Origin of the sequence: Streptococcus infantis, assembly GCF_047463655.1 — a bacterium.
GTDB lineage: Bacteria > Bacillota > Bacilli > Lactobacillales > Streptococcaceae > Streptococcus > Streptococcus infantis_Z.
The window spans coordinates 22,953-35,946 of the sequence record NZ_JASHDM010000008.1 but is presented as its reverse complement, the minus strand read 5'-3'; the positions used below and the strand labels follow the sequence as shown (position 1 = coordinate 35,946).

Here is a 12,994-nt window from a genome sequence, read left to right as displayed (position 1 = left end):
CCTTCTACTTGATTCAGCTCCTTGCCTGCCTCACGGGACAGGATTAAAGGAATATTTGATTGGTACTACTATAACACAAACCAGGAATCGATGCAAGAAAAAACACAAGAAATCAATTTTATAACGAACTAAAATCGTACAACTGTGGATAGTGATCGCATTCTGGATTTTTCGGATGACAGATAGCACGACCAAAGTAAATCATAGCCTGATGGGCTGCAAGCCATTCTTCTGGTGGCAAAACATCCATGACACGTTTTTCGACCTCAAGGGGTGTAGCTGATTTTTTAACAATATCGTGGTGTTTACAGATTCGCTCTACGTGAGTATCTACTGCAAAAGCTGGAATACCGAATCCCACGCTCAAAACTACGTTAGCTGTTTTTCGGCCAACTCCTGCCAAACTCTCTAATTCTTCCCTAGTCTGAGGGACATGACCGTCAAAATCATCCAGTAGTTGCTGAGCACACTTCTTAAGGAACTTAGCTTTATTTCGATAAAGCCCAAGGCGAGAAATATACGAGGCAATCTCACTCTCACTTGCATCTGCCATGGTTTGTGGGGTTGGAAAAGCTGCAAAAAGGCCAGGAGTAGCCTTGTTGACTGCCGCATCTGTCGTCTGAGCAGACAACATAACAGCAACCAGAAGTTCAAAATGATTACGAAAATCTAGACTTGGTTTTGCATCTGGAAAAAGAGCAATGATTTCCTCAATGACATGACGGGCACGTTTCTTGGATAAAACCATCTATTCGTCTCCGTCAAACAGTCCTTGCAAACCTGCAAAAGGACTATTTTCTTCTTTCTTGACTGCCTGTTGGGCTTGATACTCTTCCTCAGACATGATTTGCCAGTCATTTCCAGAAACAAATCCCTGACCAGCTTCTTCCTCAGCTGTTAAGACCTTGATTGGAATATTGAGCAAGATATTATCTGAGACACTTTCAGCCAGGTCGATTTCCCCATTTTCAATCGGTAAAACCAAGTCATCATCTAGAGCTTCTTGGTCCAGTTGATTGGTTGCACCTTCCATAAAGACTTCTGTCACTGGATAAGACTCTTTCAATTCTACCGGTTCCATGCTACGGCTAGAAGCTAAAACGATTGTATAAGACAACTGATAATCTAGGAAAAACATAAGGTCTTCGTACTGAACTTTCCCTACAGCAACAATATCTTTTACATCTATAATTTCTTGATTACGTTTACGTAAGTCTGCCACCAAATCTAAAGTTTGCTCAAAGTGCAAGCCTTCCGGCAACTTACGAATTTCTTGAATATTTAATTTCATACTTCCTCCATAAAGATTTACTCACTTGATTATACCATGAAAGAACCGCAAGCAAGGCAACTAAACTTTCAAAAAATCATTCTCTATTTTTTGATATATTTATTATGACAATTTTATTTTTTGTGCTATACTATAGACATCAATACATGGGCAAAGGAGGACGCTCATATGGAAGATAAAGAACTAATCTTAGAAGCTTATCAACTCATTTCCGAGTTAAACAAAGCTTACCAGACTTGCAAACAAGGATTGCCTGATGATCTGCGCTTGCAGCAAAATATCGACGAGCTACTCAATCAACTTAAAAAGACAGAGAAACTCGATAACTCTATCTTAATTGATCTTGAGAAATTTTACCAACATACCAGTCTCTTGATTGGACTTGGCACCCTTAAACTCAATGAAGAAGCTCGCACAGCTTGGAGAAACTATGACAAATTCCACTACGATCAAGTCAAACACGTACTGACTCTCTATGGACCTGTTTTTGGTTTCTAGAAAGACTTGAATTTTTCATTTCTTTTGACAAAGTGTTCCAAAAGGTATAAAATAAACATAGTAATTTTCGGAGGTAAGGGAGACATGAACAACTAAGTCTATCAAATAAAGAACCTTTATTTAGTAGATCTTGTTCTTGTCTCTTTTTGTGTGCTCTTTTTTCTGCTGCTTTTTCAGCCCTTTTAAAAGAGGATTTTTTGACATAGACAATTGGCTCTACTAGGTAAAGTAGAGCTTTTTGTTATGCAATGTGGACATTCTAGAAAGGGCAATAATATGATAAAAATCAATCATCTGACCATCACACAAAACAAAGATTTACGAGACCTTATTTCCAATTTAAACATTACCATACAAGACGGAGAAAAGGTCGCTATTATTGGAGAAGAAGGTAATGGAAAATCAACCTTACTTCGAACTTTAATGGGAGAAAGATTAGCAGATTTCACTATCAGGGGAGAAATCCAATCTGACCTTCAGTCCCTGGCCTACATTCCCCAACATCTCCCTGAAGAACTGAAGAAAAAATCTCTACAGGACTACTTCTTTTTAGAGTCTGCTAATTTGGACTACAGTATTCTCTATCGTTTAGCTGAGGAATTGCACTTTGATAGCAGTCGTTTTGCTAGTGACCAAGAGATTGGTAGCCTCTCGGGTGGCGAAGCTTTGAAAATTCAGCTCATCCATGAATTATCTAAACCCTTTGACATTCTATTTTTAGATGAACCTTCAAATGACCTAGATCTTGAGACGATTGATTGGCTAAAAAGTCAGATTCAGAAGATGAGGCAAACCGTTATTTTCATTTCTCATGATGAAGACTTCCTCTCTCAAACTGCAGACACCATTATCCACTTGCGACTGGTCAAGCATCGAAAGGAGGCTGAAACTCTAGTTGAACATTTAGACTATGATCGCTATAGTGAACAGAGAAAGGCTATTTTTGCCAGACAAAGCCAGCAAGCTGCCAATGACCAGAGAGCCTACAATAAAACCATGGAAAAACACCGCAGAGTCAAGCAAAATGTCGAAACTGCCTTGCGAAATACTAAAAATGATGTTGCTGGGCGCCTATTAGCCAAAAAGATGAAAAATGTTCTCTCCCAAGAAAAACGTTATGAAAAAGCAGCTCAATCGCTGACCCAAAAGCCACTTGAAGAGGAACAAATCCAACTTTTCTTTTCAGATATAGAGCCATTAGCAGCTTCTAAAGTCTTACTTCGACTGGAAAATGAGACTTTGTCCATTGGTGAGCGTGTTTTGGCTCAGGAGTTACAACTAACTGTCCGTGGCCAAGAAAAAATTGGTATCATAGGCCCAAATGGTATTGGGAAATCAACTCTGTTAGCCAAGTTACATCAACTACTAAGCGCCAAAAGAGAGATTTCGCTTGGTTATATGCCACAAGATTACCACAAAAAACTGCAATTAGAGCTATCCCCAATAGCCTATCTTAGCCAAACTGGACAAAAAGAAGAACTACAGAAAATCCAATCCCACCTAGCCAGTCTCAATTTTAGTTATCCAGAGATGCAGCATCATATTCGCTCTTTATCTGGCGGGCAACAGGGTAAACTCCTGCTTTTGGATTTAGTCCTGTGCAAACCAAACTTTCTCCTCTTAGATGAGCCTACACGAAACTTTTCTCCCACTTCTCAACCCGAAATCAGAAAACTCTTTGCCACTTATCCAGGCGGTCTCGTCACTGTTTCGCATGACAGGCGTTTCTTAAAAGAAGTCTGTAGGAGTATCTATCGTTTGACAAAAAATGGGTTAGAAATAGTTGATTTACAAGATTTATAAATGTAGAAAATAGCAAGAGGTTGGGCAAAAACTAAATTTCAGCAGAAAATGAAATAAATCTTCCCACAATAAAACGCATAGTATCAAGTTTTTCAATACCTGATATGATGCGTTTTTTGATTTTAAAGACTTTTTGCCCAGACTCGTTGGATGTGCTTGATTTGTTCTGAGTTTAAGGGTTTAGTATAGAAGAGTTTTTGAGGAGCTTTGCTATAGAAGATTCTGCTACATACTCTACAAGCCACCTCATGACTGGCTATTATTTAGGTTATATAAGATAAAAATACTTTTTAGTTCTGTTTAAAAATCGGAGCATTCTAATTTGTCGATTATATCAAATACATAAAGAAAAATGCAACTAGATTATTGAGGGCATGCAAGAGAATGGAATTCCAAAGATTGTCGGAAGTCTTATACCTTATACCAAATGCAAATCCCATACCTAAATAGGTGATAAAACTAGAAATCGTATAGGGTCCATGTAGATAAGCAAAGAAAACCGATGTGGTAACCAATCCAATATATGTATTCTTAAATACTGTCCCTTGTAACAGTCCTCGCATAAAAATTTCTTCCGAAATGGGTGCTAAAACACATAGATCTAGAAAGAGCACAGGCAATGAAAGTGATAAACTTTGAATTGATTGAGTAGTGTCTGATTGGGTAGGTCCTAAAAAATTGACCAACATATAAAATAAGAAAAGCAAGGCGTAGGAGAGAAGCCATTTCAAGATATCTTTTAGGCAGATTTTTCGAATGTGAAACAGGTCATACTTTCTTCCTACATAAAAAAATATTGAGAGTTCAACAAGTGTAAAAATGATTGAGAGAACTAATGAATTTGTCTGCATAACTTTGTCAGCTATACTCAAGTGTATTGGTATGAAAATCAAAATCAAGAAAAAGGTCATCCAGCGCTTATACATGATTCACCTCACTAATATTTAATTACATATATTATACTACTTTTTTGTGATAGGACAAGTAACAAGTGAGGTGATAGATGCAAAAATCCAGAGGAAAATCTCTGGATGTTTTTACATATGTTTCAAACGCTCAATTCGTTCTGAGATTGGCGGATGGGTATAGAAGAGTTTTTGCAAACCACCTCGTTTTTGAGGATCGTTGATGTAAAGTGCACTGCTAGCATCATCTACATGACGGCTCATTGGCTGACTATTGTCCAACTTACGTAGAGCATTAATCATCCCTTGAGGATTACGAGTCAACTCTACACTTGAAGCATCTGCTAAAAATTCTCGCTGACGAGAGATGGCTAGTTGTACCAAGGTTGCTGCTAGGGGAGCCAAAACAATTGCTAGGAGAGAAACGACTAGCATAATAATTTCAAGTCCACCACTATCACGGTCATCACTTCTACGACCACGACCTGCACCTCCCCACCACATCATGCGTCCAGCCATACTTGATAAAAGTGTAATCGCACTGGCAAGGGCAACCGCAATAGTAGAAATACGAATATCATAGTTACGAATGTGACTGACTTCATGGCCAATAACCGCCTCTAACTCTTCACGATTCATAATCGATAGGAGTCCTGACGTTGCTGCTACCGCTGCATTTTGAGGATTTGAACCCGTTGCAAAGGCATTTAAGCTAGCATCATCGATAATAAAGACACGTGGCATGGGGATTTGCGCCACCATAGCCATATCTTCCACAACATGATAGAGAGTTGGTTCCGTCTGCTCATTCACCTCACGCGCACCATTCATGCTCATGACTATCTCTGTTGATTGAAAAATCATGGACAAGGCATAGATAAAGCCGATAATCAAAGCGATAACTAAGCCACCAAGACCAGACCGCATAAAGAGGTAACCAACTGCATATCCAACCAAAGCCAAAAGTAAAAAGAATACTAGTAGTAAAATCCAAGTTCTTCGCTTATTACTCGCGATTTGATCATACAACATCCTAGTCACCTAAACCACTAAAATCGACTTTAGGTACTGCCTTTTCCTCTTCAGGAGTTTGAAGGAAGTCAGCCACTTTAAAACCAAAGAGTCCAGCAACTAGGTTACTTGGGAAAGTTTCTAATTTGACATTATAATTGCTAACAACACTATTATAAAGTTGGCGAGAGTATGAGATTTTATTTTCAGTATTAGTCAGTTCCTCTTGCAATTTAGCAAAGTTGCCACTCGCTTTTAGGTCTGGATAATTTTCTGCAACAGCAAAAATTCCTGATACCTGGCGTGAAAGGGCATCACTAGCTCTCATAGCTTCTGCCGGTGATGTTGCAGCGGCTACTTGATTGCGAAGCTCTGCAACTCTTTCAAGTGTTGAACCTTCATACTTTGCATATCCCTTTACAGTCTCAATCAAGTTTGGCAAGAGATCGTTACGACGTTTCAACTGAACATCAATCTGACTCCATGCCTCCTTAGTTTGCATGCGATTTTTAACCAATCCATTATAGGTAAGAATCACAAAGATACCAATAAGAGCAAGAACTCCAAGAATAATCCAATTCATCTGATATCTCCTTTCTGTTTTTAGATTAGTACCAGTATATCAAATTTCTATCTTTTTGTGGTAAAATAAGATGATACTAAAGAAGGAAACTACTATGAAACCAGAAACTTTTTACACATTACTTGCTGAACAAAATATTATTCTTTCTGACCAGCAAAAAGTTCAATTTGAGCGTTATTTTGAACTCTTGGTTGAATGGAATGAAAAAATCAACCTGACTGCTATTACAGAAAAAGAAGAAGTCTATCTCAAACACTTCTATGATTCCATAGCTCCTATTTTACAGGGATTGATTGAAAACCAGCCCATTAAACTCTTAGACATCGGTGCTGGAGCAGGTTTTCCTAGCCTTCCCATGAAAATTCTCTATCCTCAGCTAGAGGTAACCATTATTGATTCTCTCAATAAACGTATCAACTTTCTTAATCTATTAGCCCAAGAACTAGGTTTAGAAAATGTTCACTTCTATCATGGACGTGCTGAAGACTTCGCCCAAGATAAGAACTTCCGTGCTCAGTTTGATATTGTTACAGCTCGTGCTGTTGCCCGTATGCAGGTCTTATCCGAGTTGACTATTCCCTACTTAAAAGTCGGCGGAACATTGCTTGCACTCAAGGCTAGCAATGCTCCAGAGGAATTAACTGAAGCTAAAAATGCCCTCAATCTTCTCTTTAGTAAGGTTGAAGAAAACCTCAGTTACACTCTTCCTAACGGAGACCCTCGCTACATTACTATTGTTGAGAAGAAAAAGGAAACTCCAAACAAATTCCCAAGAAAGGCTGGCATGCCTAACAAACGACCACTTTAAAACATTTTTAAAAAAGTTGTTTACAAAAGAATTCCTCACTTTTTTATTTTTAAGCTCGAAAAAAATGATTTACAAAATCATTTTTTTCTGCTATACTATCCTAAGCAAAGGTTTTTAATGTCATCCCGTGAGGTGACGAAGACGCAGATCTATATAAAACTCTTTAAAACTTGATGAAGGAGTCTTGTTTTAGAGAGGTCTTACTCTGGGAGCCTATTGCTATAAAATAATGGGCTCTTTTTTGATGCCCAAAAGTGAGGTTAATATGAAACAGGAATCAACTGTTGATTTGTTATTAGACGTTGACCAACGTCCTTCAGCTGGCAAAGGAATTCTCCTTAGCTTCCAGCACGTATTCGCCATGTTTGGTGCAACCATCTTGGTACCTTTGATCTTGGGAATGCCTGTATCGGTTGCCCTTTTTGCATCAGGTGTCGGGACACTGATTTACATGGTATGTACTGGATTTAAAGTTCCAGTCTATCTCGGTTCTTCTTTTGCCTTCATCACTGCAATGTCTCTTGCTATGAAGGAAATGGGTGGCGATGTATCTGCTGCTCAGACAGGGGTTATCCTGACTGGTTTTGTTTATGTCCTTGTTGCTGCAAGTGTTCGCTTTGCAGGTACAAAATGGATCGACAAACTCTTACCTCCAATCATTATCGGTCCTATGATCATCGTTATCGGTCTTGGACTTGCTAGTTCAGCTGTTACCAACGCTGGTCTTGTAGCTGACGGAAACTGGAAAAACGCTCTTGTAGCCGTTGTTACTTTCTTGATTGCTGCCTTTATCAATACAAAAGGAAAAGGCTTCCTACGAATCATCCCATTCCTTTTTGCCATTATCGGTGGTTACCTCTTCGCTCTAGCTCTCGGTTTAGTTGATTTCACTCCTGTTCTTGAAGCTAACTGGTTTGAAATCCCTGGTTTCTACCTACCATTCAATACAGGTGGTGCCTTCAAACAATACAACCTTTACTTCGGTCCTGAAACAATTGCCATCTTACCAATCGCAATTGTAACGATTTCTGAACATATCGGAGACCATACCGTTTTAGGGCAAATCTGTGGACGCCAATTCTTGAAAGAACCTGGTCTACACCGTACTCTTCTTGGTGATGGTATCGCAACTTCAGTTTCTGCCTTCCTCGGTGGACCAGCAAATACAACTTACGGTGAAAATACAGGAGTTATCGGTATGACTCGTATCGCTTCTGTCTCAGTTATCCGTAACGCTGCCTTTATCGCAATTGCCCTTAGCTTCCTTGGGAAATTTACTGCCTTGATTTCAACAATTCCAAACGCTGTACTTGGTGGTATGTCTATCCTTCTTTACGGGGTTATCGCAAGTAACGGTTTGAAAGTCTTGATCAAAGAACGTGTTGACTTTAGCCAAATGCGTAACCTTATCATCGCTAGTGCTATGTTGGTGCTTGGACTTGGTGGAGCAATCCTTAAACTTGGACCAGTTACCCTTTCAGGTACTGCCCTATCAGCTATGACAGGTATCATCCTAAACTTGATCTTGCCATACGAAAACAAAGACTAATCCATATAGAATCAACAAGAGGTCGGGACCGAAATCCCGACCTCGTTTTTATGAACAAGAAGCCTTTGATACAGTGACTCATTGGACTGTTGTCAAAAAGTTTGATTTCTTAATTTCCCCAAGCAATCAAGAGATACAAGAGACTGGAACCAAACATATCAGCAAGAGCATGCATGAGAAAGAATGGCAGTAAATTCTTGACTACATACTTGTACAAGAAATAATAAAAGAGACCATAAACAAGCCCAATCACCAATGCCCAAAGCAATCCTTGATAGGTATGGAAAGAAATCCGTATAATTACCGAATAGACCAAAGCCAACCACTTGTGCTTTTCTTTTACTGAAGTCAGTAAGCCTAGGAAGAAAAATTCTTCATAAAAACCATTTAGTAAAGCATAGCAAATCGCCATCGGCGTTAAAGCCATGAATTTTCGAATGATTTCCATAGGGTCTATAAAAGGAATTAGTTGAGGATTGAAATAATTATACTCACCACTAAGGGTTGTAATGATATCACCGAATATCCCAACTACAGCAAAGATAAGGGGAACCCAAATTAAAACAGACCAGCTCCAACGTATAGGAAGCTGTTTAAAATCATAATTTCGAATCACAAGATAAAGGAAGGTAATCCCTAACATCATCAATTGAAAATTGAAATTACTAGAATAGGCTGCCCCATCACTTGCTAGATTTGTCGTAGTTTCTGCGACGCTAGTAAGAGTTAAAGGCGATAAACTCCCCATAAATTATTGGGTAGAACGAATGATAAACTCTCCAAACATTAGAACAGTAACGATTAAGATATCAAACTATTTTAAGTATTTTCAAGGTCTAGCAAGATAAATACTTTGTAGAAACTTCATATTCCCTCCTTATCTTTAATAATATGGATTGATTATAAAAAAATTATATGAACCAACTTGCTGAAAGATTAAAAAAAACAGCCTTATCAAAGACTGTTTTAATCCATTAAACGGAGTGATGTTTCTTTTCCAATATTAGATCCTTCAATGAAATAATTGTTACAGCTAATAAAATCATAGCCATTCCAACAAAGTCAATCGGATAGAAAATATCTCCCATAATCATGAAGGCGAAAAATACTGCCGAGATAGGCTCAATCGAAGCCAAAAGGCTAGACTTGACTGGTCCTATCATACTGGCTCCCTTGAGGAAGGCTGTATAGGCAAAGACCGTTCCAATCAGAATGATGCCGGCAAAAGCTAGAATGGTATCAAAAGATATGGGAATACTGGCCCCGATAAGCCCCGTAAAAGGTACTGCTAGTATACCTGAGATGGTCATTCCAACACCAATAACCAAAATGCTCCCCCATTTTTGAATCAATTTTATGGGTAAAATGATATAAAGAGCATAGGTTAGGGCTGAGAACAAGCCCCAGAATAGACCAGCTGGAGTCATCGAGAGTTGATCCAATTGCACATGTGTTGCAATGAGAAAGGTCCCACCTATAGCTAAAAACATAGAGATGATTTCTGAAAGCGTCGGAGCCACCTTATCCTTGATACAAGTGTAAGCAAGGATTCCAACTGGACAGACATACTGAAGTACTGTCGCTGTCCCAGCATTTGTCTCCTGAATAGCTGAAAGATAAGCTAATTGATTTAGAAAAAGACCAAATAAAGAGAATAACAATAGAGAAAACAGGCTTGATTTATCCTTCAGAAAAGCCATAAATTTATCCCTCGATTTAGTATAAGCCAGAAGAACCAAGAGTAATCCAGCGATTATCAAACGGATATTGGTCAGAACGAGGGCTGAAATCCCGTGAACCATCAAGTACTGACCACTGGTTCCCGATAAGCCCCAGGCAATACCTGCAATGACTGTATAAAGAGTTCCTTTTAAAGCTTTTGACATACTTCCTCCCTAGTCTGCCTCTCGAATCAAGTCCATGACTTGATTACGATCCAATATCCACTGAGCACGCTCATCTTTCTCATAGGTTCGGTTAGATAAAAAGATTGCTGCCTCTTGTTTCTGTCGATTCCACATGATAAAAGTTCCAGTATAGCCTGTATGGTCCAACCATTCATCTTCGATATTCCATGCTAATGATCGTTCTTTATCACTCAGATCCGAAAAATTCTGACTTAAGTCTGCAGCAAAATCATCCTGCAAATAATGCTCTAGAAAGATTTTTAAATCATGAACTGTTGAAAATAAGCCTGCACTACCTGCATGCTTTCCAAGCAAACGAGCCTTAGGATCATGGACCACTCCTGCTTTCTGTCCACGGACCGTTGGAACAGCACGGCTAACTGGACCAAACTGAGTTTCCTTCATTCCCCAAGGATCCAAAACTTGCTCTTGTAAAATCTGATCCAAGTCCTTTTCAAAATAGTTTTCCAAGAGAAAACCTAGCAAGAGAAAATGCACATCCGAGTAGAGAAAGGCTCTCTTCTCTCGGCGATTCAAATGATACATGGCATTCCTCAACTGGTCTTCTGAGAGCTGATCCCTATTTGGGATAAAAGGATCCAAATCTGTCGCATGAGTTAGGAGTTGACGAACAGTGATGTCTGGATAATCTACTTCTGGAAGATAGTCTCTTATGGAGTTATCAAGCTCAATCTTACCTTCCTTCCACAAGAAAGATAAGACTGTTCCTACTCCAACAACCTTGCTGATACTTGCCAAATCATAGACCAAGCTCTCACGCGTCTGTTCACCAATTTCTGGGTTTGCTTCTCCTAGATACCAGTCAGACCAAACGCCATCCTGATAATATGCAAAAGAGGCACCAGGATAAATCCCTGCCTCAATTTGTTGCTTTATTTTTTGAATGATTTTTTGTTTCATACTGTTTCAAACCACAATTCGATATTGTTGGTATCCTTAGTGAGGAAAAACTTCTCTGATTTTGGAATAAAGTAACCGGCTTCTTCAAATCTCTGACGCAATACAGGCAAATCTAAATTCTCTACTTGAAATTTCAACATGGACAAGTCCCAAGTTACATTATTTTCAACCAGTAAATCGCTCCCTTGAGCTTGATTAAAAGCTAGTCGATTTTCGATTTCTTCTTTTTCAAGTAGGCTTGATATCTCATCTGGTAAGTTGATTTCCACAGAGATTTCAAAGGCTGTCAAATATCTCAGTTTCTCATCTTTTGAAAAAGTGACTTCTTCCTCAACTTTTTTCAAATCTTTGATATTATCTTCAGCATGAATAAGAATACAATCCCCTTCTGGAGAAAGAAGCTCAAAAGCATATCCCTTAGCCCCCTTATAGAGTTGAGGGATTTCTTCCATTCTAGCTAGTAGTGCTTCAATCTCAGATGGCTTCTCTACCTTTACAAGTAATCTAGCTAATTTTTTAATCCCTTCAACCTTACGGCTCCTCATACTTGGTGACTCTTCTAAAACTAACTTTTCAATGCCTGACTGGTCTCCTAGTGATAAGAAGGCTGACTCTTCAAGCAAAGGTTTCATCCCCAAAGTCTCAATATAAAATGATTCATTTAGATTTCTATTATTTACCTTTAGCGTCGGGATCATACGCTTTATTTGATTTACAATCATAAATTCCTCCAACACTTTTTATTTTAAAGGATTTTATCTTTTTTTACAAGTTATTCAATAAAAAACTTTAACTATATTAACTCCTTAAATAAATCAACCCCTTCTGCTAGTAGAAGGGGGACTGGTTTGTTTTTACTAAAATACCTTATTTAGTCTTTCCAAGCTAATTCTGCTTGGAGACCATAATGGTCGCTCACCTGTGGGCTGTTTTTACCATCAAAGACCACGTGAAGGTTTTCTACCTGCATATCCTTTGTCGTAAAGATATAATCGATTCGAAGAGGTTCGCTATTTCCCTTCCAACCATCAATTTCAGGCGGAACAGTGTAACTACCACTTCTTTCTTTTGCAACTTCAAATGCATCTTGTAAGTTTAGTGGACTAGCTAAAATAGCTTGGTAGCCCTCTTGACCTGCAGGATTATTAAAATCACCTGCTAGCAAGAGTGGCTTGTTCAATTCTTTCAGAACCGCTTCAAAGCGCGCCCATTCCTCTTGGAAGCCTTTATCCCACCAAGAGATATGGACACTGGCAACTGCAAGCTCTTTACCTTCAACCACTGTTTCTGCTAAAGCAACTCGACGAGTGTGATAGTCTGTCGGATCATCGACATCTGAAACCAAAATTTCACGAGCTTCAATTGGTGTTTTAGAAAGAATTGCCACACCCTCATGGTAACGATCATAACCGATATGGTTATAGGCCCAAGTCCAATAATAGTTTTGACCTTGCTCAGCCAACTTCTCTACCAAAAGTCGCACATAGTGGTCTTGATGAATCGGCTCAGCCGATGGTAATGGCTGATAAAGTGGGCCTGTTTCTACTTGAGCTGAGGTGATTTCTTGGTTGATTTCCTGAAAACAAATCAAATCATAACTGTTTTCAAGTATATCTTGAAGTAAAAGTTGGAACTTTTGTTCAGGATCTTTTTCCATCCAACTATGGGTATTCAGTGTTAAAAACTTCATTCTTTTCTCCTATAAACAAGAGGTTGGA

Annotated in this window: 13 protein-coding genes and 1 pseudogene; 4 read left to right on the top strand and 10 right to left on the bottom strand. The window is 38.9% G+C overall.

What is annotated here, in order from left to right; all coding sequences use genetic code 11:
* Window positions 1-118 precede the first annotated feature (118 nt).
* Complete coding sequence (nth, locus tag QM877_RS07010; protein WP_414317978.1) at window positions 119-748, bottom strand: endonuclease III; 630 nt, start codon at window positions 746-748, stop codon at window positions 119-121.
* A complete protein-coding gene (locus QM877_RS07005; protein WP_414317977.1) occupies window positions 749-1,291 on the bottom strand; it encodes a YceD family protein in 543 nt (180 codons plus the stop codon).
* Between the two features lie 168 nt (window positions 1,292-1,459).
* Here QM877_RS07005 and QM877_RS07000 point away from each other — a divergent pair, with 168 nt between their 5' ends.
* Together QM877_RS07000 and QM877_RS06995 are read left to right on the top strand one after the other, a co-directional pair.
* Entirely contained in the window at window positions 1,460-1,789 is a 330-nt protein-coding gene (locus QM877_RS07000) for a helicase BlpT (RefSeq protein WP_311518635.1), read from the top strand.
* A gap of 243 nt (window positions 1,790-2,032) precedes the next feature.
* The gene (locus QM877_RS06995) at window positions 2,033-3,592 is read left to right on the top strand and encodes an ATP-binding cassette domain-containing protein (RefSeq protein ID WP_414317976.1); all 1,560 of its coding nucleotides are present in this window, start codon (window positions 2,033-2,035) and stop codon (window positions 3,590-3,592) included.
* 329 nt (window positions 3,593-3,921) lie between these two features.
* Here the strand turns inward: QM877_RS06995 and QM877_RS06990 are convergent, their stop codons facing one another.
* From QM877_RS06990 to QM877_RS06980, 3 genes are all read right to left on the bottom strand, one after another.
* The gene (locus QM877_RS06990; RefSeq protein WP_414317991.1) at window positions 3,922-4,281 is read right to left on the bottom strand and encodes a lysostaphin resistance A-like protein; all 360 of its coding nucleotides are present in this window, start codon (window positions 4,279-4,281) and stop codon (window positions 3,922-3,924) included.
* Window positions 4,282-4,629: 348 nt separating this feature from the next.
* Window positions 4,630-5,529 (bottom strand): zinc metalloprotease HtpX, encoded by a 900-nt coding sequence (htpX, locus tag QM877_RS06985; protein WP_414317975.1) that lies wholly within the window; start codon window positions 5,527-5,529, stop codon window positions 4,630-4,632.
* A gap of 1 nt (window position 5,530) precedes the next feature.
* Window positions 5,531-6,091, bottom strand: a complete 561-nt coding sequence (locus tag QM877_RS06980) for a LemA family protein (RefSeq protein ID WP_075231841.1) — start codon at window positions 6,089-6,091, stop codon at window positions 5,531-5,533.
* A 94-nt stretch (window positions 6,092-6,185) separates the two neighbouring features.
* Between QM877_RS06980 and rsmG the strand changes: the two genes are divergently transcribed.
* Window positions 6,186-6,899, top strand: coding sequence for a 16S rRNA (guanine(527)-N(7))-methyltransferase RsmG (rsmG, locus tag QM877_RS06975; RefSeq protein ID WP_414317974.1), 714 nt, complete (start codon window positions 6,186-6,188; stop codon window positions 6,897-6,899).
* A gap of 265 nt (window positions 6,900-7,164) precedes the next feature.
* Entirely contained in the window at window positions 7,165-8,448 is a 1,284-nt protein-coding gene (locus tag QM877_RS06970) for a uracil-xanthine permease family protein (protein WP_414317973.1), read from the top strand.
* A gap of 109 nt (window positions 8,449-8,557) precedes the next feature.
* Here QM877_RS06970 and QM877_RS06965 read toward each other — a convergent pair.
* From QM877_RS06965 to QM877_RS06945, 5 genes and pseudogenes are all read right to left on the bottom strand, one after another.
* A pseudogene (locus tag QM877_RS06965) lies at window positions 8,558-9,256 on the bottom strand (CPBP family intramembrane glutamic endopeptidase).
* Window positions 9,257-9,422: 166 nt separating this feature from the next.
* Window positions 9,423-10,334, bottom strand: coding sequence for a DMT family transporter (locus QM877_RS06960; RefSeq protein ID WP_414276156.1), 912 nt, complete (start codon window positions 10,332-10,334; stop codon window positions 9,423-9,425).
* Window positions 10,335-10,343: 9 nt separating this feature from the next.
* On the bottom strand, window positions 10,344-11,276 hold the full coding sequence (locus QM877_RS06955; protein WP_414317972.1) for a serine hydrolase domain-containing protein: 933 nt from the start codon (window positions 11,274-11,276) through the stop codon (window positions 10,344-10,346).
* On the bottom strand, window positions 11,273-11,998 hold the full coding sequence (locus QM877_RS06950) for a CppA N-terminal domain-containing protein (RefSeq protein ID WP_414317971.1): 726 nt from the start codon (window positions 11,996-11,998) through the stop codon (window positions 11,273-11,275). The genes QM877_RS06955 and QM877_RS06950 overlap by 4 nt, the downstream gene beginning before the upstream one ends.
* Before the next feature lie 149 nt (window positions 11,999-12,147).
* Complete coding sequence (locus tag QM877_RS06945; protein ID WP_414317970.1) at window positions 12,148-12,966, bottom strand: endonuclease/exonuclease/phosphatase family protein; 819 nt, start codon at window positions 12,964-12,966, stop codon at window positions 12,148-12,150.
* Window positions 12,967-12,994 lie beyond the last annotated feature (28 nt).